Genomic DNA, 26,276 nt, shown 5'->3' with positions numbered 1-26,276 from the left:
CCCATGACCGACCAGCAAGATCGCCCGGACAATCACGACGATTACGAAACCGACCACATCGAACACACCTCCTCCGGCACCGGCCTGGCACTGCCCGGGCAAAACCTGCCGGACAAGGTCTATATCATCCCGATCCACAACCGTCCGTTCTTCCCGGCTCAGGTCCTGCCGGTCATCGTCAATGAAGAGCCGTGGGCCGAAACCCTCGAACTGGTCAGCAAATCCGAACACCACTCCCTGGCCCTGTTCTTCATGGACACGCCCCAGGAAGACCCGCGCCATTTCGACACCGGCGCCCTCCCCGAATACGGCACGCTGGTCAAGGTCCACCACGCCAGCCGCGAAAACGGCAAACTGCAATTTGTCGCCCAGGGCCTGAGCCGTGTGCGCATCAAGACCTGGCTCAAGCACCATCGCCCGCCGTACCTGGTCGAAGTCGAATACCCGCACCAGCCCACCGAGCCGACCGACGAGGTCAAGGCCTATGGCATGGCGCTGATCAATGCGATCAAGGAGCTGCTGCCGCTCAACCCGCTGTACAGCGAAGAACTCAAGAACTACCTCAACCGCTTCAGCCCCAACGACCCGTCGCCGCTGACCGACTTCGCCGCCGCCCTGACCTCCGCCACCGGACCCGAGCTGCAAGAAGTGCTCGACTGCGTGCCGATGCTCAAGCGCATGGAGAAAGTCCTGCCGATGCTGCGCAAGGAAGTCGAAGTCGCGCGCCTGCAAAAAGAGATTTCCGCAGAAGTTAACCGCAAGATCGGCGAGCATCAGCGCGAGTTTTTCCTCAAGGAACAGCTCAAGGTCATCCAGCAGGAACTTGGCCTGACCAAGGACGACCGCAGCGCCGACCTCGAACAGTTCCAGCAGCGCCTCGAAGGTAAAACCCTGCCGGCGCAGGTGCAGAAACGCCTCGAAGAAGAAACCCACAAACTGTCGATCCTGGAAACCGGCTCGCCGGAGTACGCCGTCACGCGTAATTATCTGGACTGGGCGACATCGGTGCCGTGGGGCGTGTATGGCGAGGACAAACTCGACCTCAAGCACGCACGCAAAATCCTCGACAAGCATCACGCCGGTCTGGACGACATCAAGGATCGCATCCTCGAATTCCTCGCTGTTGGTGCGTACAAAGGCGAGATCAGCGGCTCGATCGTGTTGCTGGTCGGCCCGCCAGGCGTGGGTAAGACCAGCGTCGGCAAATCCATTGCCGAATCCCTCGGCCGGCCGTTCTACCGCTTCAGCGTCGGCGGCATGCGCGATGAAGCCGAGATCAAGGGCCACCGCCGCACCTACATCGGCGCCCAGCCGGGCAAACTGGTGCAGGCGTTGAAAGACGTCGAAGTGATGAACCCGGTGATCATGCTCGACGAGATCGACAAGATGGGCCAGAGCTACCAGGGCGACCCGGCCTCGGCGCTGCTGGAAACCCTCGATCCTGAGCAGAACGTTGAATTCCTCGACCACTACCTCGACCTGCGCATGGATCTGTCGAAGGTGCTGTTCGTCTGCACCGCCAACACCCTCGACTCGATCCCCGGCCCGTTGCTCGACCGAATGGAAGTGATTCGCCTGTCGGGCTACATCACCGAAGAAAAAGTCGCTATTGCCAAGCGTCACCTGTGGCCGAAACTGCTGGAAAAGGCCGGCGTATCGAAAGGCAGCCTGAGCATCAGCGACACCGCGCTCAAAGCCCTGATCGACGGCTATGCCCGTGAAGCCGGCGTGCGGCAGCTGGAAAAGCAGATGGGCAAACTGGTGCGCAAAGCGGTGATGAAGCTGATCGACGATCCGAAAGCGGTGATCAAACTCGGGCCGAAAGACCTTGAAGCCTCGCTGGGTCATCCCGTATTCCGCAACGAACAAGTGCTGTCCGGCACCGGCGTGATTACCGGCCTGGCCTGGACCAGCATGGGCGGCGCGACCTTGCCGATCGAGGCCACGCGGATTCATACCTTGAATCGTGGCTTCAAGCTCACAGGGCAACTCGGCGATGTAATGAAGGAATCGGCGGAGATCGCCTACAGCTACGTCAGCTCGCACCTCAAGCAATTTGGTGGTGACGCGAAGTTCTTCGACGAAGCCTTCGTCCACCTGCACGTGCCCGAAGGCGCAACGCCGAAGGACGGCCCGAGCGCCGGCGTAACCATGGCCAGCGCCCTGCTCTCCCTCGCACGTAATCAGCCACCGAAAAAAGGCGTGGCGATGACCGGCGAACTGACCCTGACCGGGCATGTACTGCCAATCGGCGGCGTGCGCGAGAAAGTGATCGCAGCGCGCCGGCAGAAGATTTTCGAGCTGATTCTGCCGGAGCCGAACCGGGGTAACTTTGAGGAATTGCCGGATTACCTGAAGGAAGGGATTACCGTTCACTTTGCGAAGAAGTTTGCGGATGTGGCGAAGGTGCTCTTCTGACAGTCATGTAGCGCCTGCTGTACCGTTTTCGCGAGCAGGCTCGCTCCCACAGGGTGATGCAGTGAACACAAAATCTGTCGACACTGCTGATCACTGTGGGAGCGAGCCTGCTCGCGAAGGCGTCAGCTCTTGCAACACCATTCTCCCTGACTGTCACACTTTGTCTCATCTTCAGTTATGCTCGCCGTTCGTCGTAACCGCCGGAGCTGCTGACCTTATGTCCCCCATTCGCCTGTTTGTCCCCCTCGCCCTTTCCTTGCTGGCGGCCTGCGCCACGCAACCGAAACACAACGTGACCGTGGAAAAACAAAGCGAATGCCCCGTGCGGCTCAACGTCGGGCAAAACCTGATCATCAGCCTGCCAAGCAACCCGACCACCGGCTACCGCTGGGCGATTCAGGATTCGGCTGGCGGCGTGTTGCGCGCCCTCAGCCCCGAGGTTTACAGCAATCCGGAAGATGCCGGCGTGGTGGGCGCAGCGGGGGTTTCGACCTGGCGCTTCCAGGCCTTCGCGGCCGGCACCGGGCGTTTGCGCCTGACTTCGCAACAACCGTGGGCTCCGGAAGTGCTGCCAGTGGAAACCTTTGACTGCGCCATTTCCGTGGAATGATCGGGTTCGCGAATCCTTCCTGACATTCGCGATAACCGCGCACGATTCCATGATCTATTCGTATAAAAAACTGTCATTTCTGTCAGTTACCAGCCCTTCGCACTCACGTTTAGAGTGGACGCAGAGCAGCTCCCCATGAGCTGTCGCGTATTCAAGGAACGGCCATGAGCACTCAAGACAAGGATTCCAAACCCCAAGCCAACGCCTTCACCTGCCAGATTGAAGGCGCAGAGGCGTTCAGCTTTCCGTTAGTCACTGCGTTCCGCACCGAGCGAATTACCATCACGGGCGCCGACTATCTCCCACTTGATCAGGATATTTACAAGATTGAGTTCACTTTCGATAACGACATCGTGACTGCCGAATACAACCTCGGCCATGCCAAGGTAAAGGTCGACACCGAGACGGGGAAGGCCAACATACGATATACGCCGATCAGCATGACCCTGAAGCTGACCGTTGACCATTTCTCCAAGTCCGTCTCCGGCGTATATGCCATCGATACGGTCCAGGACTACGGCGGTGTGATAACCCCTGGAATCAAGCTGAACGGGAATTTCGCAGTCAATTATATCGACAGCTGAGACAGCCTTGGCCCGCTGAGCTGCGCAGAGCGTGACTCACAACTTCAGATCGCCTCGTGCGCGGCGACTCAAAGTCGCCGAATCACCCGTCTTTAACCGCACCGAAGCGGCTTATCAGCAATTCAAGCATCCATGCCGCACTTTGGCTAAAATGCCGGCCTTTTCCACCGACACCGCCGGACGCCGCCGTGAGCAAAGAACCCGATCGCCTATTCGCCCAGCCTTTGGCCCAGGTGCCTGACTTCGCCTTCAATGAAGACGTGGTGCGGGTGTTCCCGGACATGATCAAGCGCTCGGTGCCGGGTTACCCGACCATCGTCGAAAACCTCGGCGTGCTCGCGGCGCAGTTCGCCCAGCCGAACAGCGTGCTCTACGACCTCGGTTCGTCGCTCGGCGCAGTCACTCAAGCCCTGCGCCGTCATGTGCGCACTGACGGTTGCCGGGTCATCGCTGTGGATAACTCGGCGGCGATGGTCGAGCGTTGCCGTGAGTACCTCAATGGTCAGGATTCGATGTTTCAGGAATTGCTGCCAGTCGAGGTGATCGAGGGCGATATCCTCGCGCTGGAGTTTCAACCGGCCTCGGTGGTGGCGCTGAACTTCACCCTGCAATTCATTGCCCCGGCCCAGCGCACCGCGTTGCTCTCGCGCATTCGCCAATCGTTGTTGCCCGGCGGCGCGCTGATTCTCTCGGAAAAGCTGCGCTTCAACGATGCCGAAGAACAAGCCCTGCTCACCGATCTGCACGTGGCGTTCAAACGCGCCAACGGCTACAGCGAACTGGAAATCGCCCAGAAGCGCAGCGCCATCGAAAACGTCATGAAGCCCGACAGCCTCGAAGAACACCGCGAACGCCTGCTGGCCGCCGGGTTCTCGAAAGTCGTGCCGTGGTTCCAATGTCTTAACTTTGCCTCGTTGATTGCCTTGCCATGATTGATCTGTCCCCCCTCGCCCGCCGTCTGGCCGGTACACCGCTGGCCGAATGGGCCAGCACGCTGCAAGCGCAACTCGACAAGAAAATGGAGAAGGGCCACGGCGATCTGGAGCGCTGGCAAAGTGCGCTGGACGCCTTGCCGAAAATCCAGCCAAGCGAAATCGACCTGCTCAACGGCCTGAAACTCGACACCGATTGCGACGACGACACCCGCGCACAGATGCGCACCGCGCTGATGGGCCTCTCGCCATGGCGCAAAGGGCCGTTCGACCTGTTCGGTGTGCATGTCGACACCGAATGGCGTTCGGACTGGAAGTGGTCGCGCGTCTCCCCGCACCTCGACCTGAAGGGCAAACGCATCCTCGATGTCGGCTGCGGCAACGGCTACTACATGTGGCGCATGCTCGGCGCCGGTGCCGACAGCGTGATCGGTGTCGACCCGAACTGGCTGTTCTTCTGCCAGTTCCAGGCTGTGCAGCGTTACTTGTCCGAGCCGAATGCCTGGCACCTGCCGTTCCCGTTTGAAGACCTGCCGCCGAATCTGGAAGGCTTCGACACAGTATTTTCCATGGGCGTGTTCTATCACCGTCGCTCGCCGATCGAGCATTTGCTGGCGCTGAAGGATTGCCTGGTCAAGGGCGGCGAACTGGTGCTGGAAACCCTCGTGGTCGAAGGCGACAAACATCAGGTGCTGGTGCCGGAAGATCGCTACGCGCAGATGCGCAACGTGTGGTTTTTGCCGTCGGTGCCGGCGCTTGAGTTGTGGCTGCGCAGAGCCGGATTCAGCGATATTCGTTGTGTGGATGTCAGTACCACGACGGTGGAAGAACAACGCGGGACGGAGTGGATGAAGTATCAGTCGCTGAGTGATTTTCTGGATCCTGAGGATCACAGCAAAACCATTGAAGGGCTGCCGGCGCCGATGCGGGCGGTTATCGTCGCCAGGAAGTAAGCGTATTTTCCCATGACCGCGGTGGGCCTGCCCCTCACCCCAGCCCTCTCCCCAGGGAGAGGGAGCTGATTGTTGAGCTTTTCAAAACTTGCGTCCGACTCGGTATTTCAGGTCGGCGGACTTGGTCCATTCAACTCGGTCGGTCCCCTCTCCCTCTGGGAGAGGGTTAGGGTGAGGGGCTTTTGGTGCGTCTGGCGCGGAAAAACTCGGTCAGCACCGCACCACACTCTTCAGCCAGCACCCCGCCCTCATACAGCACCCGGTGATTCAAAAAGCCCTGGGTAAAAAACTGTCCCTGACTCTGCACAATCCCGGCCTTGGGTTCCAGCGCGCCGTACACCACCCGCGCCACCCGCGAATGCACGATCAGCCCGGCGCACATGCTGCACGGTTCCAGCGTCACATACAGCGTGCTGCCCGGCAGGCGATAGTTATCCACTGCCTGCGCGGCGGCGCGGATCGCGACCATTTCGGCGTGGGCACTCGGGTCACTGGTGCTGATCGGGCAATTGAAGCCGCGACCGATGATCACGCCATCGTGCACCAGCACCGCGCCCACCGGCACCTCACCGAGGGCGGCGCCCTGTGCGGCGAGGGTCAGGGCTTCGCGCATGAAGTCGCGGTCGCGGCTGCGGTCGATGATCGCCGCCGGGCGGATCTGGCGCATCACTTCACCTCGATCGCGGCCATCAGGCCGGTTTCCATGTGGTCGATGACATGGCAGTGGAACATCCACACCCCCGGGTTATCCGCCACCAGCGCCACTTGCGCACGCTCGTTCTTGCCCAGCAGATAGGTGTCGGTGAAATACGGCACGACTTTGTGCCGGTTCGACGCGATCACCTTGAAGCTCATGCCGTGCAGGTGGATCGGGTGCTGGTACTGGGTCATGTTCTTCAATTCGAAAATATAGCTCTGACCCAGTTTCAGGCTGGCAATCGGTCGGTCAGCACAGGTCTTGTCGGTGATGTCCCAGGCCTTGCCGTTGATCTGCCACAGGCTCGGCGGTTTGCCGTTTTCGGTGTTCACCGAGACCGAGCCGACCCATTCGAAATTGAAGTTGAGTTTCTCCGCATTGGCCAGATCCGGCTCGGCCACCGGGTTGGCCGGCAGGGCTTTCGGCCAGTCCGTCGGCGCGTCGGTGTTGGCGACTGAACGTAGCGTGCCCAGACGCACCGGGCCGTTGCGCAGCGACAACTCTTCACCCGCCGCCGGGGCCTTGATCGCCAGGCAAATGCGCATGCCGGGGCCGAGCCAGTATTCCTTGCCCAACGGGCGGGGCTCGACCGGGTTGCCATCCAGCGCGTAGATCTTCGCTTCGACACCGGGGATGTTGATGCGATAGGTCAGGGTATTATCGAGATTGAGCAAACGCACCCGGGTGATCTGCCCGGCCGGCAGATCAATCACCGGCAACGGCACACCATTGATCGTCGACAGGCGCCCAGCGGTACCGCCACGGGCCGCTTCGCGGGGGATGCTGAATTCGACGAACTGGCCTTGCTCGTCGATGTGCCAGTTCTTCAGGCTCAGGGTTTTCTCGTACTTGAACCCGGTCGGCTCGCGTTCTTCGATGATCAGCGGCCCGACCAGCCCGCGCCCCAGTTCCTCGCTGCTGCTGACATGCGGGTGATACCAATAGCTGCCGGCGTCCGGCACGCGGAATTTGTAGTCGAAGTATTCGCCCGGCAATACCGGCAGTTGCGACACATAAGGCACGCCGTCCATTTCCAGCGGCAGGCGGATGCCGTGCCAGTGGATGGTGGTCGCCACCGGCAGATGGTTGATGAAACGCACCCGCAGCCATTCACCCTGGCGTACACGCAACTCGGTGCCCGGCGCCGACGGGCCGAATGCCCAGGCCTCGGTCTTGTGCCCCGGCACCAGCTCGACATCGAGCGGCGCGGCGATCAGTTCATAGTCGTGGCCGGCCTCGGCGTCGGCCATCTTGCCCAGCCAGTAACGCGACGCGCCTCCCGCGCCCACGCCAACGACAACAAGACCGGCCAGGCCACCGAGGATTTGGCGACGGGTAAAGGACATGAACTCAACTACCTCACGTATCAGCGACAGACCCCGAGGGATCCGCAAAAGGCGAATACGATACACCCGCAGTTGAGAAACAGTAAGGGCGACCTGCGGCCGCACGTCTTGTCGGCCTTATGCGCGCAGCCCGGTAATCAGGTGCAGCACGCCGCCCTCAAGCGGCATGACACCCGTCACACCGGCCAGACTCAGTGCCTGACGATCGACCCGTGCCTCGTCATGCAGCGCGACACGCACCCGGGTCAACGCCACCGGTTGTTGCGACTTGAGGTTATCCACACCGCCCAGCGCCGCAACAATCTCGGCGCTCAGGCCGGCAATCGGTTCGGCGACGGCTTTCACCTCATCCGAGACCAGATCCGGCGTCAGTGCTTTCCAGAATGCCTGCTGCAATTTGTCGAACATGTTCAATTCTCCATAACCGGCGAGGCATCGACTTTCGCCCCATGAAACTGCTGCAAGGCTGCGCGCACGTCGGCGGCGCTTTCCAGGTTCGAAACCTGTTCGGCGATGATTCGACAGTCGGCCAGATCCACTTCGCGGACCGCCGACTTGATCGCCGGAATCAACGGCACGCTTACCGACAATTCATCCACACCGAGCCCCAGCAGCAACGGCACCGCAAGGCGTTCAGACGCCATGGCGCCGCAGACGCCGACCCATTTGCCGTGGGCATGGGCCGCCTTAACCGTCATCGCGATCAGGCGCAGCACCGAAGGGTGAAAGCTGTCCGCCTGGCTGGCCAGACGCGGATGATCGCGATCCATGGCCAGGGTGTATTGGGTGAGATCGTTGGTGCCGATGGAAAAGAAATCCACGTGCGGCGCCAGCACATCGGCCATCAGCGCGGCGGCTGGCACTTCGATCATGATTCCCAGCTTTGGCAGATGCGCTAGGCCCAGCACCCGCGCTTCTTGCTCAAGAATCTGCCGCGCCAGACGCAGTTCGGCCAGATTCGTGACCATCGGCAACATGATGTGCAAACGCGTCAGCTCACAGCAGGCGAGGATTGCGCGGAACTGCTCACGCAACAGTTGCGGTCGCTCAAGGCACAGACGAATGCCGCGCAAGCCGAGGAAAGGATTGGTTTCGCTGTCCATCGGCACATAAGCCAGCGGTTTGTCGCCACCGACATCGAGGGTGCGCACCACCAAATTGTGTGCCGGCCCGATGGTGCGCGCGATGGCGCTGTAAGTGGCCACCTGTTCGTCATGGCTCGGCGATTGCTGACGGCCCAGGTAGAGAAATTCCGAACGCAGCAGCCCCACGCCATTCGCGCCCAGCTCCATGGCCTGGGCGGTTTCTTCCTGCGAGGCAACGTTGGCGGTGACTTCGATGTGCTGACCGTCACGGGTGCAGGCCGCCTCGCTGGCCTGCGCCAGTTCCTGCTGATGACGCTGGCGCTGGCGCTCATGCCGCGTGCGCAATTGATCAATGGACTCGGCGTCCGGGTGCAACTGCAATTCGCCTTTGTCGGCATCGAGCAGCACCCGCGTGCCGTTGCCGAGGCCGAGCATTTGCAATGGCATGCCACAGATCGCCGGCAAGCCACAGGCCCGCGCGAGGATCGCGACATGGCTGGTGGCGCCGCCGCCGACGGTGGCAAACCCGAGCACTTTGCGCGTATCGAGCCCGGCGGTCTGGGACGGGGTCAACTGATCGGCGACCAGAATGGTGTCGTCCGGCAACTCCAGCGCTTGCTCGTGAACACCAAGGATCAGCTTCAGCACGCGCTGGCCGACATCATCCAGATCCGCCGCGCGCTCGGCCAGCAAGGCATTGCCCAGCGAGCGAAACATCGCCGCCGTTGCATCGGTGCTGGTCTTCCAGGCAAACGCCGCGCTTTTGCCCGCGTCAATCAGCGCCCTGGCCTGATCCAGCAGGCTCGGGTCGGCCAGCAGTTCCTGATGCGCCTTGAAGATCTCCGCCTGCGCCTGGCCGCTGGCGGTGTCACGCAGATGTTGCAGAGCCATGTCGGCTTCGATCAGGGCCTGGCTCAACGCCTCCAGTTCGATTGGCGGCTCGGCGCCGAACTCGGTGACCATGAGCGACGCTTCGACGATCTGCATGACTTGTCCCAACGCCGAACCGGGCGAGGCGCAGACACCGCGCAGGATGTTCGGCATTTCTGCTGCGTCGGCTTCGACCGGTGCAGGCGCTGTCACCGCTTCGCCGCAGCCTTCGCTCAGCAAGCGTGTCAGCGCTGCGACCGCTGCTTTCGCATCTTCGCCTTCGGCGCTGACCTGCACACTGTCGCCATGGGCCGTTTGCAACGCCATGATCGCCACCAGGGATTTGCCGTTGGCTTGAGCTTGCAGCTTGTGCAGATGGATGGTCGCTGAAAATGCTTTGGCCGCTTGGGCGAATACTGCCGCAGGCCGCGCGTGCAGGCCATTGGGATTGGGCAGATGGATCGGCTGCGAGAACACCGCGTCGCCCGGCACCGGTGCTGGATGTTCGCCGGCGGCTGCGCCGACCACGACGTCCAGCACTGGCTGGCCCACCTCGACCAACCCGGTTGAGCCAACGAGTGAATCGAACGTCTCGCCGCTGACCACCAGCATCAAGGTCAACAAACTGCGCGCGTGCAGGGCAATGTAGTCGGCGTCAAAATCGATCAGCGCCTGCCCGGCTTCGACCCGCTGCCCCGCTTCAACGCGGCGGGTGAAACCTTTGCCGGCGAGATTCACCGTGTCCAGGCCGATATGCATCAACACCTGCACACCCACGTCACTGGTGATGGTGAGCGCGTGCCCGCTGGCCTGCACGTCGCTGACCACACCGGCCAGCGGTGCGCAGAGCGTTGACGAAGTCGGGTCGATGCACAAACCGTCGCCGATGATCCGCCCGGCAAACACCGGGTCGGGCACCTGGTCCAGCGCCATCAGCACGCCGGATAAAGGAGCCAGCAGCTGCAATTGTTGGGGTGTGGCCATGACATCACCTGAGCTTGTATTCATTGAATGAGCGGTCGCAGCCGCTTTGCTTATTTCCACCAGTATTCAACCTGCAGCCCGACATTGGCGCCGTGCCGCGCGTTGCCGAAGGCGCCCGTATCGGACAGTGCCGAGCCTTTGGCCAACAGGTTGGCGGCACGCTTGGCTGCCTGGTTCCAGCTGGCATAGGTGTAATACAGACGTACTTCGGGCCGCGCCCAGAATTCCGGGCCTTTCGGTGACCAGGTCGGCGCGAAGGTAAACTTGCTCAGCTTGCGCGTGCCGTCCGCCGCCTCGACCTGATCGTGCCCCAGTTCGGTCACCAGTTTGAACTGCTCGCTCAGTGCATAGGCCGGGCGCACACCGAGTGAGAGCCAGTTCTGGTCGGCGCCACCCTGACGAATATCTTTCTGATACACCGCCTGGAATTGTCCGCCAAAACGTGGCGTCAGTTGCCAGTCGAAGAACTCGACGATGCGATAGCTCTTGTTGCGGTCATCGAGCCTGACGTTACCGGTATAGCCCAATCCGGTTCCCGGCCCTTCGCCGTATTGCAGCGCCAGTTTGTTCTTGCCACCGAAAAAGTCCTGCTGCACGTGCTGAGTGGTAATCGCCCAGCCACGGTGGACGTCGCGACTGTCGGGCTTGTCGATGTAGCTGAGGCCGAACTCGAGTTCACCGCCCGGGTTACTGTTGAAACCGCCGACGTTGAAGTCGTGGCGGTTGATGTAATCCTTTTGGTAAAGGTTGTCCTTGCGCGAAAAGGCGTAGCTGTATTTCAGGCCGCCGAGCAACACGTCTTCAATGCCTGCCCCGGTGGCGCTCTGGTTCCAGTAATAGAAATCGGAAATATGGATGTCGTTACGTTTGTAGTAACGCCGCCCTGCCCACAGCGAGCCGCCGTTGAGCGCGGGCATCGCCGACCATTGCGCATACGCCTGCGGCAAACGAATCGAGCCGTTGTCTTCCTTGAACGTCAGGCTGCGGTCGTACCGGTTATACAGCGAGGCCATGCCGTCGACGCTCAGCACCGAGCCGTCGTCGAGGGTGTACAGATCCTGGCGCAGCTCGAGCTCACCGTACTGCTCGCACTCGTTACCGAGGCGATATTTGGTCTGCGCGCCGGGCAACTGGAAACACGACTGGCTGCTGCTGTTGACCGATGTACCGACCCCGCTGCGCAGATACCCGCCGAACTCCAGCGCATGTGATGACGTAGGCATTGCCAGACAAATCCCCGCGATTGCCAGACTGTAATTTATGGTTGCTCTCATATATGCCACCCGTTGTTTTTATTGTGTGGTTGCAGGAATTCAGCGCGCACAAATCCCCCGCGCAGCGTTCTGCGTGTTTTTTCAAAGGTTGTTATTCAGTTAAAAAATCAGGGGTCGGTCAGGTGCAGCACGAAGGATTCGTAAGGTCGCAACTGCAGCAATCGCGAGCGTTGCGGGCAGTCCGGGTAGTTGCTGATCAACAGGCGCTGCTCCTGGGCTTCGTCGATCAGTGCCGGTAGCTCGACCTCACAGGCAGTGCCATAGAAGTTGTTCACCACTAACAAGCGTTCTCCCGTCCCCTCGCGCAGGTACGCCCAGACCTGTGGATGCTCCGGCAACAACTGCCGATAGATGCCATCGGAGATCAACGCTTCAGTGCGGCGTAAAGCGATCAGGCGCCGATAGTGATGCAGCACCGACTCCGGGTCGTGCAGTTGATGCGCGACATTGATCTGTGCGGCATTGGCCGGCACACCAATCCATGGTTCGCTGCGCGTGAAGCCGGCGTTGTGCCCGGCGTGCCAGTGCATCGGCGTGCGCCCGTTGTCGCGGGACTTCTGCATGATCGCCGCCATGTTGTCGAGGTCGCTGGTGCCGGCTTCACGCTTGAGGCGAAAGATATTCAGGGTCTCGACGTCACGGTATTGCTCGATGCTCTCGAACCCCGGATTGGTCATGCCCAATTCTTCGCCCTGATAGACGAAGGGCGTGCCCTGCAGAAAGTGCAGCGCAGTGCCGAGCATCTTCGCCGACAGCTCGCGGTATTCGCCGTCATTGCCGAACCGCGAGACCACGCGTGGCTGATCGTGGTTACACCAGAACAGCGCATTCCAGCCGCCACCCGCCTGCATGCCGGTCTGCCAGTCGGAGAGAATCTGCTTGAGCTGGAGGAAATCGAAATCGGCGCGCACCCACTTCTGCAGGTTCGGGTAATCAACTTTCAAGTGATGAAAGTTGAAGGTCATCGACAATTCTTTCGACTGCGGATTGGAGTAGCGGATGCAGTGTTCGAGGCGGGTCGAGGACATCTCGCCGACGTTGATCAGCTCATGCCCTTCGAAGACTTCGCGGTGCATTTGCTGCAAGTACGCATGCACGTTAGGCCCATCGGTGTAGAAGCGCCGACCGTCGCTGTCGTCCTCGGGGAAGTCCGCCGGTTTCGAGATCAGATTGATCACGTCCAGACGAAAACCACCGACGCCCTTGTCGCGCCAGAAACGCATCATTTTGAATACTTCGTCGCGGACTTTAGGGTTGTCCCAATTGAGGTCGGCCTGGGTGTGGTCGAACAGGTGCAGGTAATACTGGCCGGTCTGCGCTTCGTATTCCCAGGCCGAACCGCCGAACTTGGATTCCCAGTTGTTCGGCTGGTCGCGCCAGATGTAGAAGTCACGGTAAGGGTTGTCGAGGCTGCTGCGGGCCTGCTGGAACCAGACGTGCTCGATCGAGGTGTGGTTGACCACGATGTCGAGCATCAGCTTGATCCCGCGTTTGCCCGCTTCGGCGATCAGCAGTTCACAGTCGGCCATGCTGCCGTAGCTCGGATCGACCGCGTAGTAGTCGCTGATGTCGTAGCCGTTGTCGCGCTGCGGCGAGCGCAGGAACGGCGTGATCCACAGGTAATCGACTCCCAGCCATTGCAGATAATCGAGCTTGGCAACGATGCCGAGCAGATCGCCAGTGGCGTTGCCGGCATGGCTGTGAAAGCTCTTCGGGTAGATCTGGTAGATCACCGAACGTTGCCAGTCTTGCATGGCGCGACTCCTTTATTGATTTCAGGCAACCCGGTAACCCGGACGGACGATCTTCATGCTCAGCACGCAGGTCAGGGCAAACGGCACGAGCATGGCGATCAGCATCCCGATGACGAACATCGGGATGAATTGCGGAACGATCGAGATGAAACCGGGCAAGCCACCGACGCCGATGGCCGAGGCCTGGATCTTGTTCAGCGAGAGGAACATGCAGCCCAGCGCCGAACCGGCCAGCGCGGCATAAAACGGGAATTTGTAGCGCAGGTTGACGCCGAACATCGCCGGCTCGGTGATGCCGAAATACGCAGAAATCGCCGAGGTCGAGGCCATGCTCTTGTCTCGCGCATTGCGCGTCATCCAGAACACCGCCAGGGCCGCGCTGCCCTGCGCCAGATTGGACATGACGATCATAGGCCAGATGAAGGTGCCGCCCTGGCTGGAGATCAGTTGCAGATCCACGGCGAGGAACATGTGGTGCATGCCGGTGATTACCAGCGGCGCATACAACAGGCCGAAAATCAGACCGCCTACCAACGGCGCCAGATCGAACAGCATCACCAGCCCTTCGGTGATGTAGATGCCGATATGCCGGGTCACCGGACCGATGATCGCCAACGCCAGCACGCCAGTGACAACGATGGTGGTGATCGGCACCACCAGCAACTGCACCGCGTTGGGCACGCGTGCGCGCAGCCATTTTTCGATCACGCTCATCACGTACGCCGCCAGCAGGATCGGCAGGATCTGCCCCTGGTAGCCGACCTTTTCCACCTGGAACAGGCCGAGGATGTCGAAGTACGGCAGCTGCTGCCCGTCCAGCCCGGCAACGGCCTTGCCGTAATTCCAGGCGTTGAGCAGGTCCGGATGCACCAGCATCAGACCGAGGACGATGCCGAGGATTTCGCTGCCGCCGAAACGCTTGGCCGCCGACCAGCCCACCAGCGCCGGCAGGAACACGAACGAGGTATTGGCCATCAGGTTAATCAGACTCCACAACCCGTCCAGGTTGGGATAGGCATCCAGCAGGGTCTGGCCCTCGATGAACATGCCCTTGGCGCCGAGCAGGTTGTTGATGCCCATCAACAGGCCGGCAATGATCAGCGCCGGCAGGATCGGCATGAACACATCGGAAAACACCCGCACCAGCCGTTGCATGGCGTTTATCTTCTCGGCGCTTTTCTGTTTAACGTCGGCGATGGTCGATGCCGCAAGGCCAGTCTGCTGGCGCAGTTCGGCATAAACCTTTTCAACATCACCCGGGCCGATGACCACTTGATACAACCCGCCGGTGAAGAACGAACCCTTGACCAGATCGACGCCATTGAGCGCGGCCACATTCACCAGCGCGGGGTTCTTCAGCGCCAGGCGCAAACGCGTCACGCAATGCGCCGCCTGCTCGATGTTGTCACGGCCACCAAGGCTTTCCAGCAGCTCCTTGGCGATGTTCGGATAGTCATGGCTCATGCTTGTTCTTCCGTCGTGGATTGTTGTTATGGGCAGCACGCCGAAACGAAAAATACTCGTCTGTACGAGTTAATGCAACAACTCGTCTGTACGAGTTTGCATCCGTGGATGAACGTCAGAAAAACGCGGATTCTTCCTACTCTGACCTAAGATGTTTTCCTTCGTCCGCATGGACAAACCCCTACCCTGCCCTTAAGGTTCGGGGTTTTGAGCACCGTCGGCACAGAGTCCAGCCATGAGCAAATACAACCAGATCTACAGCGATTTGCTTGCCAGCATCACCACCCAGCGCCTGGAGCGTGGCGCCCGGCTGCCTTCCGAAACCGAACTGATGGACACCTATCAGGCCAGCCGGGGCACGGTGCGCAAGGCTATCGACCAATTGCAGGAGCGCGGTTTCGCTCAGAAGATTCACGGCAAAGGCGCGTTCGTGCTGTCGACCAACCCGATCGAATTCCAGCTCGGCGGCATCGTCAGCTTCCAGGAGACCCACCCGCGACTGGGCAACGACGTCAGCACCGAAGTGGTCGAGATGTGTCAGGTGCCGCTGGAAGGTGCGCTGCTCGAACACATCAATGCCGAACCCGGCAGCCCGATCACCCGGATCAAGCGGGTACGGCGCATCGACGGCAAACGGGTCATCCTCGACATCAACCACTTCGTCAGCGACGTGATCCCCGACCTGTCAGCAGACATCGCCGAACATTCGATCTACGCCCACATCGAACAGACCCTGCAACTGCAGATCGCCTACGCCCAGCGCACCATCGAAGCCGTGCCGTCCAGCAAGGACGACCAACAACACCTGGATCTCGACGGCCAGAGCCATGTCATCGTGGTCAGCAACCAGACCTTCCTGCAGGACGGCCGCCAGTTCGAATACACCGAATCGCGGCATACGCTGGACAAGTTCTATTTTTCGGATGTGGCGCGGCGCTGACGTTCGCCAACAGGCGAGCCCATTTCAAAATATGTGATTCGCTGACAAGCCGCGATGACCTCCGGTAGTATGCCGCCGTGGCTATGGAATACCTTCCTTCTATCCTCCATGAACTAGGGGTTCCGCTCTCCACACCGCGCCTGCTTATTGCAGGCGTTTTCGTATCGATTGCACAGGTGAGCTTCAGCTCACTGGAAACGGCGACCAAGGAAGAAATCATGATGAATCAGGAGCTGTTCCTGCGGCGCCGTACAAAACTTCACGTCCCTGCCGGCTCTGGCGGAGTCACACGCGCGCAGGTCGCATCAGCGGTCAAAGAAGTCGCGGCGTTTCGATATGTACTCTCTGAACCGCTAATCGAGCGAATCGGCATGCTATCTGCGGTCGAACTCAAGAATTGGCTGCGTGAAGTCATTCGAGTCCTGCGGCGTCGCAGCGGTGCTCATGTACATCACCGACCGTTCTATCCTGACTTCCCCCATCAGGTCCTCGAAGCGACAGAGGCGGAGTTGTATCTCAACGCCGTCATTCACTACCACACACTTCGGCGCCTGCCACCCAGCGAACAGGTTCGGCCAGCCATGCTTGAAGGCAACTTCATCCATTGGGTTATCGAACCGGGAAGTGTCAGCGAGTTCGAGGCATTGCTGGAGCCGCTGGTCTCATCGCGCACCTCGCTGTCCGAAGAGGAAGCCGCGGATGTCACTTGGTTTATCCGAACTTACAGAAACGACGTGTTCCGTCTGCTGCCCGATACCATCCCGTTCCGCGAGATTCGCGCGCTGGTCGGCGGCGCGCTGATCCTGCATATCGGTGACGATGCCCGGGTCGAGGAATTCCTTGAGCAAAATGTCGAAACGGCAACGGACGTGCTGCGCGTGGCGATCACACTGCATGGTGGAGACGTGTCGCTGGCGACAGCGCAGACGCGCTTTCGCAAACTGAAACGTTCGATGCGGCGCAAGCTGTTGCGCCTGCTCGACCGCACGCCCAACGTTACGGAAGATGTGATGCGCCAGGCCGAACGCTGGAAACGCCTGGCCGAAGTCCTGCATCCAGGCGATTACGCTGAGAAGTATCCGCGAGCATTCGCGGCCATCACCGCAGCGCGACGCAATGATCCGCCGGCCTCGTTCGGGTCGCGTGTCGAAACCATGCTTGCCCAACGCCAGATCGCCGCGCTTACGCCGGTGCTGCAGGATCGTCCCGGAGAATTTGCGCGCCGTCTGGACGTGATGTTACGGCGTGCCGCAGAACCGGACGCGGTGCTCGACGCCTTTGCGGCTGTCGCGGCGCAAGTGTCCTCACCTGTGCTGCTGCAATTGCTGGCCCAGGTAAATGCCCCGCGCCCCCTGCCCTTGCGGGCGTTCACACCTAAAGGAGCACTGGCGAAAGTCTTCGGCACTGCTGATCGTCGAGAGTCGATCGCACCGCAGGTATTGGCACGTGCCGCACAGGTTTGCGAGAACGCCCTGATCGCCCGTTTCACGTTGCTGCCACCACTGGGGCGTTGTTTCATCGATCCGGCGTTGCGCGAATACCGGGTGCCACTGGCACAGCGCGCCGCAGCGAAGTCGCTGCGAACACTGGTACGCGGCAGTCGGTTGCCAATGCCGGACACGCGATTCATTCGCCTGTTCCTGTGGTGGAAGAATGGTCGTGACCGCACGGACATCGACTTGTCCGCCGCCTTCTTCGACACCGACTTCGTCTTCAAGGAAGCGGTCGCCTATTACAACCTCAAAGGTTTTGGCGGTTACCACAGCGGCGACATCGTCGACGCGCCCAACGGCGCCTCCGAATTCATCGACCTCGACCTTGATGTTCTCGTCAAAAAAGGCGTCCGCTATGTCGTCACGTCCCTTAATTCGTTTACCTGGCAGCCATATTGCGACCTTCCTGAATGCTTCGCGGGCTGGATGGCCCGTGCCGACACTGCATCGGGGGAAGTGTTCGAGCCTCGCTCCGTGGTCGACCGCATCGATATCGCCTCCGACACGAGTATCTGCCTGCCATTCGTGATGGACCTGGAGGAGCGACGCATGATCTGGGCCGATCTGGGGCTGACTTCATCGCCCCGCTGGAACAACGTCGACAACAACCTCAGCGGAGTTTCGTTGATGCTGCGCGCCCTGGTGCATACGCCAAGGCCGGATCTGCACACGCTTTTCGATTTACATGTGCGGGCACGAGGCGAACGAGTGCCCTCTGCAGAGCAGGCGCAGAGGGTGTTCGCACCTGAACAAGGTCTGACTCCGTTCGATACGGATCTGATTCGGTCTGAATATCTTTGATATCTGCGAAAGCACTGGCTCACTTTCAAAAGGACAACACGCAATAGCCGAGTAACACCCTCCCCTTGAGCACATCGGTCATCTTCGGCCTTTGTGTCTCAAGGATGAACGCCTGCATGACCGCTCCCGAACGTCGTCTGCTGCCAAACGCAGCGGACAAAACCGCCCTCAAAGCCATCGCCACGACCATTGTGCAGAACTGCCCGAGCCTGCTCGATGCGGCCAGGCAAGTTGCGATCGAACTGCTGACCGACAAAGGGCTATCCGGCCTCGATCCCGACCAGGTTTATTTCCATCGATTCAAAACGGCGCAAAGCAGCACGCTGACCTTTACCGGTTGGGAACACTTGCTGGAAAAGCCTTATGAAACGCTCACCCTCACGCAGTTGGTGATCCATCGATTTCGTGCGACCGATCAAGACAACGCAGATTTGCTGGGCCTTTACTGTGGCTTCTACTCGGATGGCCCGGACGCGGAGAATTTCAATCAGAGCAACGAAGTGCGACTGCTTGGCAGCGATATGCTGAAGGCATTCTGGGCCGTTGATTTCAGCACGCATTACAGCGATCAATTGGCCAAATTCTGGCAAACCTCGTCGGAAGATTTCCGCGCCATGGCCAAGTGCAGCTTCCTCAGTCAGGCGGTGCAGGCGCTGCAACAGGGGGACGTTGACGGCAATGATTTTCAACGCATCGTCACCTCGCTGATCGGCCCCGTGACCTGGCCGGTAACCCTGCAAATGCTCCGATCGACGTACCCGGTCGGCGCGCAGGTGCGCACGCTGGATCTGGACGGTCACGTCGCCACCAACGTGCTGCGTCTGGTCGAAGACAGTGGCCGACAGACCCTTTACCTGCCGGGACAAGCCCAGGCCTTTCGGTTGATGGACACTGCGGCGGATCTGCACTGGTGGTTGCTTGAGCAGATGAATTCAGAGCAGAAACGCTCTTTGTTTCTGAAGCACTTCTCGCTGGCTGATAGCAATCACATCACTGAGAACATCACTGATCTGATGAACCGCCTGGTGAGCACTTGGGGCCACAGCGATCACCGGATGATCAACCGCAGCAACGTTGCGATCAGCGGCGACGCCTTCACGTGGTTAAGCGATTCGACTCGCTCGGGCATGGCTGCCGAGGCGCATCTGGTGCTCACGTCCAACAGTGACCTGCGCAAGAAACTCTGGACCGGGTATCTGAGCGCCGGGCTGAAAGTGTTCGGCCCGATGGCGGCCGTGGGCTGGCCTGTGGCTTTGCCCTTGATCGGCGCCGGCGTCGCGAACATGGGGCTGAACATCGATCAGGCGATCAACGGCATTACGGCGACCGAACGTAGAGCCGGGGTGATCGGTGCGGTGCTCAGCGCTATCGAAACCGTATTCAATGTGCCGTTCCTGATCGGTACCGGCGCGCAACTGGAAGTTGGACCACAGGTCGAGTATGCCGAGGCTGAAGAAATGCGTGGGCTGGTCGAGCTTGCCTCGGCTGACACGCGATTATTGCCACCTGTGGATCCGCCACCCGTCACAGCGGCTGAAGAAGCAAGCAGCGAGTTGGCAAACGAGATCCCCAGCGGGGCGACATTCGTCGACGTCACTGAGCCCCTGAATACGCCTGCTACACGGCAAGGTTCGACGTTTCCACAAGTACCTGCCAGCTATCGATGCAACGAGTTACTTGCGCAACATTCCGTAGAGGCGACGCCGGGGAAATACGAAGGCATTTACCGCCTCGACAAAGAGCCCGGCCATGCCATCGAAATGGATGGCGATGCCTACTACGTGCGCTACTTCGCCGACTCGCAGGACAGCGGCAACTGGGCAATCATCGATCCCGAGCGCCCCAACCAGTTCGCTTATTCGTTGCCGGTCCGCCTGGGAAGCGCTGGCAAGTGGGAGCGCATGCCTGCGCTGCGGCTGCGCGGAGGCGGCCAATGCGTGGGCAAGGCGTGTGCGCCGGAGACAGATTTGAGCCCTTCTGAGGCAACACCATCGGTGGATCTGCCACGCGTCGAACCTCTTCCAGGCGTTCCGTGCCCGCTGCGTCTGGTTACGGCGCTCAAAGATATTTCAGAGACGGAAAAACCCGGAATGAGGAGATGGGCAATGAACTTGCCCAACGCTTCTGCCGAGTCAACAAGCGCTGGACGCCGTTATTTACTGGCTACCGACCGTTACCAGGCGCATTTCAGCGAACAACGAACAGCACTGCTGAACAACGCCGGAGAATTCTTTCGAGAGCTGAAATGGACAAATCTGCCGGGACGGCCGCTCATTCCGCAAATCGATCCCTTGATGCAAATCGAAGAGCTGATAGAGCTGATGTTTGCCAATACCGATGGACTGGCGGTCGGTGAAACCCTCGATCGCATCGCCAGCATGCGCTTCATGATCGAGAACATGCCAACGTTCGCGCGGCATATCAGAACGCTCTACGTGCGTGGATTGCTAAGTGATTTCGCCCAGGATGACCTCAACCATTTCTACCTTTCGGGAGACATGTCAGAGGACCTCACTACCTATTTGTCCAGCCTGGGTACCGACCCTGAGAACCGGTTCAACATGCTCGAATTGATCAGGTCTGCCCAAGCCAATGGCGTCCGCGTCCATGGACTGGACGCAGCACAAACCTGCACGCTGAAAGTCCCACTCACTTCGATCGAAGAGCAGATGATCAAGACCCGCCTGGCAACGCAGATCATGGAGCGTGACAAGCTCCTCAACAGACCCGGCAAGTGGGTGGCTCTGGTCGATGCCACGAACACCAATACCTTCAGGGACCTGCCAGGCATAAGCGAACTCAGGGGCGGTATCGGTTTGCGCATCGAAGAAGTCTGGCCCGACGAGGCAGCCGACGTCAGGATTGACCCGGGCGTGGAAGTCGCTCGCGGTCCGTTTCACAACGGGGCGACGACTAGCAACGCCTTCGACCCTCTGTTCGCTGACCTGCGATTGCAGGTCAAGGCCCCCGTGCCGCCATGGAATGACGCTACGCTGGAAAAGCTTCTGCATCGCAATGGCATGTTCGTGATACGAAAAACAGCACCCGGCACATACACACTCGTGCGGCGCAACAGCGCCAGCAACATCGTGCAAACAAGGGTGCATTGCACCGCAGATGGCCGGTTTTATATCTGGGACCAGTCGATGCGCCGCATCACCGGCATGATATTCCGCGACATCGCCGCAGTAGCCGAGCGCCTGATCGAGCTCGGCATGACCCTGCAAAGTCGTTTACCCGCCTGACCTGTTTTCAGGGTCCTGAAACGAAAAAACCCTTGGCTTCACGCCAAGGGTTTTTCGTTATTCGGACCGCAGCAGGATCACTCCCACTCAATCGTCGCCGGCGGCTTGCTCGACACGTCGTAAGTAACGCGCGAGATGCCTTCGATTTCGTTGATGATGCGGCCGGAAACGGTTTCCAGCAGTTCGTAAGGCAGATGTGCCCAACGTGCAGTCATGAAGTCGATGGTTTCCACGGCGCGCAGGGCCACGACCCAGGCGTAACGGCGGCCGTCACCGACCACGCCGACCGATTTGACTGGCTGGAATACTACGAACGCCTGGCTGACCTTGTGGTACCAGTCGGCCTTGCGCAGTTCTTCGATGAAGATGTGGTCGGCGCGACGCAGCAGGTCGGCGTATTCCTTCTTCACTTCACCGAGGATGCGCACGCCCAGGCCCGGGCCTGGGAACGGGTGACGGTAGACCATGTCGTACGGCAGGCCGAGTTCCAGGCCCAGACGACGGACTTCGTCCTTGAACAGTTCGCGCAGGGGCTCGACCAGTTTCAGGTTCATCTCTTCCGGCAGGCCGCCCACGTTGTGGTGCGACTTGATCACGTGGGCCTTGCCGCTTTTCGCGCCAGCCGACTCGATCACGTCCGGGTAGATCGTGCCCTGAGCCAGGTACTTGATGTTGTCCAGCTTGCACGATTCGGCATCGAACACGTCGATGAAAGTGCGGCCGATGATCTTGCGCTTCTTCTCCGGGTCGGCTTCGCCGGCCAGGTTGTTGAGGAACTGCTCCTCAGCATTGGCGCGGATCACCTTGACGCCCATGTTTTCGGCGAACATGGCCATCACTTGCTCGCCTTCGTGCAGACGCAGCAGGCCGTTGTCGACGAAGACGCAGGTCAGCTGATCGCCGATGGCCTTGTGCAGCAGCGCGGCAACCACCGAGGAGTCAACGCCGCCGGACAGGCCCAGCAGCACGTTGTCGGTGCCGACCTGGGCGCGGATGTTGGCGATGGCGTCTTCAGCGATCTTCGACGGCGTCCACAGGGCTTCACAGCCGCAGATGTCGAGGACGAAGCGCGACAGGATGCGACCGCCCTGCTTGGTGTGGGTCACTTCCGGGTGGAACTGCACGCCGTAGTAAGCGCGGTCGTCGTTGAACATACCGGCGATCGGGCAGCTTGGGGTGCTGGCGAGGATGTGGAAGTCTTCCGGCATCTTGGTGACTTTGTCACCGTGGCTCATCCAAACGTCGAGGCCGAACAGGCCGTCGGCGTCGATGTGGTCTTCGATGCCGTCGAGCAGGCGGCTCTTGCCGACCACGTCAACGCGGGCGTAACCGAACTCACGCAGTTCGGAACCTTCCACCTTGCCGCCCAGTTGCTCGGCCATGGTCTGCATGCCGTAGCAGATGCCGAATACCGGAACGCCCAGGTCGAACACCGCCTGCGGGCAGCGCGGGCTGTTGGCTTCGTGCACGGACTCGGGGCCGCCGGCGAGGATGACGCCTTTAGGGGCGAATTCGCGGATCGCATCTTCGTCCATGTCGAACGGGTGCAGTTCGCAGTACACGCCGATCTCGCGCACGCGGCGGGCAATCAGCTGGGTGTATTGCGAACCGAAGTCGAGGATCAGGATGCGGTGAGCGTGAATGTCGAGGGCCATGACTCATTCTCATGTAGTGAATCAGAAACAACTCGGGGCTGAATGAACAGCCCCGGTGATTTAACGTTTTGCTGGAAGCCTCAACCTACGCGGTAGTTCGGCGCTTCCTTGGTGATCTGCACGTCGTGAACGTGGGACTCGGCCATGCCGGCACCGGTGATCCGCACGAACTCGGGCTTGGTACGCATTTCTTCGATGTTGGCGCTGCCGGTGTAACCCATCGAGGAACGCAGGCCGCCCATCAACTGGTGAATGATCGCGCTCAGGGTGCCTTTGTACGGCACACGGCCTTCGATGCCTTCCGGAACCAGTTTCTCGGCGCCTGCCGAGGAGTCCTGGAAGTAACGGTCGGACGAGCCCTGGGCCTGGGACATGGCGCCCAGCGAACCCATGCCGCGATAAGCCTTGTACGAACGGCCCTGGAACAGTTCGATCTCGCCCGGGGCCTCTTCGGTACCGGCGAACATCGAGCCCATCATCACGCAGGACGCACCGGCCACGATGGCCTTGGACAGGTCACCGGAGAAACGGATACCGCCGTCGGCGATCAACGGCACGCCGGTGCCTTCAAGGGCGGCGGCGACGTTGGCGATGGCACTGATTTGCGGCACACCGACACCGGCGACGATACGGGTGGTGCAGATCGAGCCAGGGCCGATACCGACCTTGACTGCGTCGGCGCCCGCTTCGGCCAGGGCCTTGGCGGCAGCGCCGGTGGCGATGTTGCCGCCGATCACCTGCACTTCAGGGAAGTTCTCTTTGACCCAGCGTACGCGGTCGATCACGCCTTTGGAGTGACCGTGTGCGGTGTCGACCACCACCACGTCCACGCCGGCATTGACCAGTGCAGTCACGCGATCGCCGGTGTCTTTACCGGTGCCGACCGCAGCGCCGACGCGCAGACGACCTTGATCGTCCTTGCTGGCCAGCGGATAGGCTTTGGCTTTTTCGATGTCGTTGACGGTCATCATGCCTTTGAGGGCGAATTTGTCGTCGACGATCAGCACGCGCTCGATGCGGTGCTTGTGCAGCAGTTCACGGACGTCATTCTTGTCGGCGCCTTCCTTGACCGTGACCAGACGCTCTTTAGGCGTCATCACTTCGCGGACAGTGGCTTCCAGACGGTTTTCGAAACGTACGTCGCGGGAGGTGACGATGCCGACCAGGTCGCCATCGTGCAGGACCGGAACGCCGGAAATGTTGTGCAGACGGGTCAGTTCGAACAGATCACGCACCGTGGCATCGGCCTCGATGGTGATGGGATCCTTGACCACACCGGCTTCGAACTTCTTGACCTTGCGCACTTCGGCAGCTTGCTGCTCGATGGTCATGTTCTTGTGGATAATGCCGATGCCACCTTCCTGAGCCATGGCGATTGCCAGACGGGCTTCAGTAACGGTGTCCATGGCGGCAGAAACCAGAGGAATATTCAGTTCGATGCCACGGGTAAGACGGGTCTTGAGACTGACTTCGTTGGGAAGCACCTCGGAATAACCGGGCACTAGGAGAATGTCGTCGAATGTCAGAGCTTCTTGGCTGATACGCAGCATCGCGGGGGCTCCCGAGCGGGAAAATGGAAGCGCGCCATTATAGTCAGACACCCCCTGCTGTTCAATGTAAAACTCAGCCTAATTGATAGATGGAAAAGCCCGGCCCTACAGCTCCACCTTGACCCAAGAGACAGGTTGATCGAGCCAATCGGCGAACTCGTCGATAAAGCTCTGCTTGAACCCCGCCTCCAGCCAATTGTTGAAAATGAAGCCGAGGTTGGAAAACGCGCATTCCTGCAGAAACAGGAAGCCGTTGATGTCGTCCTCGTGCCCGCACTCCGGGCAGGTGAAATTGTCGGTGCGCCCTGGAAACCAGTCTTCAAGACTTTCGAACAGCGCCTCGCCCACTTCGCGGCGGCACTCGGCGCAACCAGCCTCTTCGAGAAAGCCTTTGGCCGGGGTGTAGATGCAGCGTTTGGTGACGATCTCCAGGCCATTGATCGGCTCGCCGAACGGCAGCGCTTCGGGGTACAGCACCACGGCGCGAGCACCATCAGCGATGGCGTGGGCCATACGGTTGCCGGTGCGGCCGCAGGTGGTCAGCTGTTCTTCGATGATGTTCTTGCGCACCAGCCAGCGCACGATCGCCCGCGCCCGGGGCTCGTGCACCGGCAGGGTGGAGATTTTCGGGACGATGATGCTTTGCGAGTTCATGGGAAATCCTGCGGTGTGACTTCTGACGCCTTCGCGAGCAAGCTCGCTCCCACAGAGATTGCATGCCAATGTGGGAGCGAGCTTGCTCGCGAAGAGGCCCTGAAGGCCGGCAGCTTAATCCCTGACGAAATCCGGTCAAGTGCTGAAATAGCGCATGATCAACGCGATGCCGCTGGCCAGCACCAGCCAAGTCACCAGCCGCACAAACGCCTCGCGCGACAATCTCATGCTCAGCCGCCGGCCGATCCACAAGCCCAGCGCCATCGCCGGCAACAGACACAGCGCCAGCATCAACAAGGGTAGCTCGGCATACACACCGGCGATGACAAACAGACTCAAGCGCACCACGGTGCTGCAACTGATCAACGCACTTTGCGTGGCCCGCGCTGCCTCCTTGGGTAAACGGCTGTTCAGATAGATCGCGTAAAGAAAGCCGCCACTGCCAAACAACGCGCCGAACAAACCGCCCACTGTGCCCATCGGCACCGCCCACGCTGCCGACAACTGTGCCGGCCGCGCTTTCACCCACAGGCTGTAAACCGCATAGGCACTGATAAACAGCCCCATCAACAGCAGCAACAGATCGGATTTCAGATTCAGCAGGAAGATCACCCCCAGCGTGCAGCCGATTGCCATGCACGGCAGCAGCCTGAGCAATTCCGGCTTGGCGACGTCGCGCCGCGAGGGCAGCAGATTGCCGAATGCCGCGACGAAATCCAGCAGCACCAGCAGCGGCACGATTTTCGACAGTGGCATGAACAGGATCAGCATCGGCCCCGCGACCAGCGCCGTGCCGAAACCGGCGATGCCGAATACGATGTAGGCCAAGGCGATGGCCACCCCGATGACCGCCCAACCGCCCGCGCCCCACGACCACGCCCCCAACAGCTCCATCACGCTCATCGTCCGCATCCTTTATAAGACCGCGCTGACTGTAGCCAGTAGCGGGCGGCACGACCAGATATGA

The 26,276-nt window shown here is 60.3% G+C and carries 19 protein-coding genes; 8 read left to right on the top strand and 11 right to left on the bottom strand.

Annotated elements, in window-relative coordinates:
• The first annotated feature begins 3 nt into the window (after positions 1–3).
• From lon to cmoB, 5 genes are all read left to right on the top strand, one after another.
• Positions 4–2,418, top strand: a complete 2,415-nt coding sequence (lon, locus tag AAEZ10_RS07940) for an endopeptidase La (protein WP_071173472.1) — start codon at positions 4–6, stop codon at positions 2,416–2,418.
• A gap of 217 nt (positions 2,419–2,635) precedes the next feature.
• Entirely contained in the window at positions 2,636–3,028 is a 393-nt protein-coding gene (locus AAEZ10_RS07935; protein WP_073473261.1) for a protease inhibitor I42 family protein, read from the top strand.
• Positions 3,029–3,192: 164 nt separating this feature from the next.
• Positions 3,193–3,612, top strand: a complete 420-nt coding sequence (locus AAEZ10_RS07930) for a hypothetical protein (protein WP_073473263.1) — start codon at positions 3,193–3,195, stop codon at positions 3,610–3,612.
• Positions 3,613–3,800: 188 nt separating this feature from the next.
• Positions 3,801–4,544 carry a carboxy-S-adenosyl-L-methionine synthase CmoA gene (gene cmoA / locus AAEZ10_RS07925; RefSeq protein WP_110647057.1) on the top strand — a complete coding sequence of 248 codons (744 nt, stop codon included), beginning with the start codon at positions 3,801–3,803 and terminating at the stop codon, positions 4,542–4,544.
• Complete coding sequence (cmoB, locus tag AAEZ10_RS07920; RefSeq protein ID WP_110647056.1) at positions 4,541–5,497, top strand: tRNA 5-methoxyuridine(34)/uridine 5-oxyacetic acid(34) synthase CmoB; 957 nt, start codon at positions 4,541–4,543, stop codon at positions 5,495–5,497. Before cmoA ends, cmoB begins: the two co-directional genes overlap by 4 nt.
• A gap of 166 nt (positions 5,498–5,663) precedes the next feature.
• Here the strand turns inward: cmoB and tadA are convergent, their stop codons facing one another.
• From tadA to treP, 7 genes are all read right to left on the bottom strand, one after another.
• Positions 5,664–6,164: a tRNA adenosine(34) deaminase TadA gene (tadA, locus tag AAEZ10_RS07915; RefSeq protein ID WP_071173476.1), complete on the bottom strand. Its 501-nt coding sequence runs from the start codon at positions 6,162–6,164 to the stop codon at positions 5,664–5,666.
• Positions 6,164–7,540, bottom strand: a complete 1,377-nt coding sequence (locus AAEZ10_RS07910) for a multicopper oxidase family protein (RefSeq protein WP_071173477.1) — start codon at positions 7,538–7,540, stop codon at positions 6,164–6,166. The genes tadA and AAEZ10_RS07910 overlap by 1 nt, the downstream gene beginning before the upstream one ends.
• A gap of 117 nt (positions 7,541–7,657) precedes the next feature.
• Positions 7,658–7,948, bottom strand: coding sequence for a PTS sugar transporter subunit IIB (locus AAEZ10_RS07905; protein WP_350568690.1), 291 nt, complete (start codon positions 7,946–7,948; stop codon positions 7,658–7,660).
• Between the two features lie 2 nt (positions 7,949–7,950).
• Positions 7,951–10,479 (bottom strand): phosphoenolpyruvate--protein phosphotransferase, encoded by a 2,529-nt coding sequence (gene ptsP, locus AAEZ10_RS07900; protein ID WP_350568688.1) that lies wholly within the window; start codon positions 10,477–10,479, stop codon positions 7,951–7,953.
• A gap of 50 nt (positions 10,480–10,529) precedes the next feature.
• The gene (locus AAEZ10_RS07895; protein WP_350568686.1) at positions 10,530–11,753 is read right to left on the bottom strand and encodes a maltoporin; all 1,224 of its coding nucleotides are present in this window, start codon (positions 11,751–11,753) and stop codon (positions 10,530–10,532) included.
• A gap of 107 nt (positions 11,754–11,860) precedes the next feature.
• The gene (gene treC, locus AAEZ10_RS07890) at positions 11,861–13,507 is read right to left on the bottom strand and encodes an alpha,alpha-phosphotrehalase (RefSeq protein ID WP_125917650.1); all 1,647 of its coding nucleotides are present in this window, start codon (positions 13,505–13,507) and stop codon (positions 11,861–11,863) included.
• 21 nt (positions 13,508–13,528) lie between these two features.
• The gene (treP, locus tag AAEZ10_RS07885) at positions 13,529–14,971 is read right to left on the bottom strand and encodes a PTS system trehalose-specific EIIBC component (protein ID WP_024014201.1); all 1,443 of its coding nucleotides are present in this window, start codon (positions 14,969–14,971) and stop codon (positions 13,529–13,531) included.
• 235 nt (positions 14,972–15,206) lie between these two features.
• On the opposite strand from treP, the gene treR reads away from it, so the two are divergent.
• From treR to AAEZ10_RS07870, 3 genes are all read left to right on the top strand, one after another.
• Positions 15,207–15,911: a trehalose operon repressor gene (gene treR / locus AAEZ10_RS07880; protein WP_016773346.1), complete on the top strand. Its 705-nt coding sequence runs from the start codon at positions 15,207–15,209 to the stop codon at positions 15,909–15,911.
• An 83-nt stretch (positions 15,912–15,994) separates the two neighbouring features.
• Positions 15,995–18,205 (top strand): TerD family protein, encoded by a 2,211-nt coding sequence (locus AAEZ10_RS07875; protein WP_350568683.1) that lies wholly within the window; start codon positions 15,995–15,997, stop codon positions 18,203–18,205.
• Between the two features lie 116 nt (positions 18,206–18,321).
• Positions 18,322–21,450: a membrane-targeted effector domain-containing toxin gene (locus tag AAEZ10_RS07870; protein ID WP_350568681.1), complete on the top strand. Its 3,129-nt coding sequence runs from the start codon at positions 18,322–18,324 to the stop codon at positions 21,448–21,450.
• Between the two features lie 77 nt (positions 21,451–21,527).
• Here AAEZ10_RS07870 and guaA read toward each other — a convergent pair whose 3' ends face one another.
• From guaA to AAEZ10_RS07850, 4 genes are all read right to left on the bottom strand, one after another.
• The gene (gene guaA / locus AAEZ10_RS07865; protein ID WP_016773344.1) at positions 21,528–23,105 is read right to left on the bottom strand and encodes a glutamine-hydrolyzing GMP synthase; all 1,578 of its coding nucleotides are present in this window, start codon (positions 23,103–23,105) and stop codon (positions 21,528–21,530) included.
• A gap of 80 nt (positions 23,106–23,185) precedes the next feature.
• Positions 23,186–24,655, bottom strand: coding sequence for an IMP dehydrogenase (gene guaB / locus AAEZ10_RS07860; protein WP_016773343.1), 1,470 nt, complete (start codon positions 24,653–24,655; stop codon positions 23,186–23,188).
• A gap of 105 nt (positions 24,656–24,760) precedes the next feature.
• Positions 24,761–25,309: a hypothetical protein gene (locus AAEZ10_RS07855; protein WP_016773342.1), complete on the bottom strand. Its 549-nt coding sequence runs from the start codon at positions 25,307–25,309 to the stop codon at positions 24,761–24,763.
• Positions 25,310–25,444: 135 nt separating this feature from the next.
• The gene (locus tag AAEZ10_RS07850; protein WP_350568678.1) at positions 25,445–26,212 is read right to left on the bottom strand and encodes a sulfite exporter TauE/SafE family protein; all 768 of its coding nucleotides are present in this window, start codon (positions 26,210–26,212) and stop codon (positions 25,445–25,447) included.
• Positions 26,213–26,276: the final 64 nt, after the last annotated feature.

The sequence above is a fragment of the Pseudomonas sp. H26/SER47-MNA-CIBAN-0231 genome, from assembly GCF_040310465.1.
Classification (GTDB): Bacteria; Pseudomonadota; Gammaproteobacteria; order Pseudomonadales; family Pseudomonadaceae; genus Aquipseudomonas; species Aquipseudomonas atacamensis.
The sequence above is the reverse complement of the archived record's forward strand: the minus strand, read 5'-3'. Positions and strand labels throughout refer to the sequence as shown.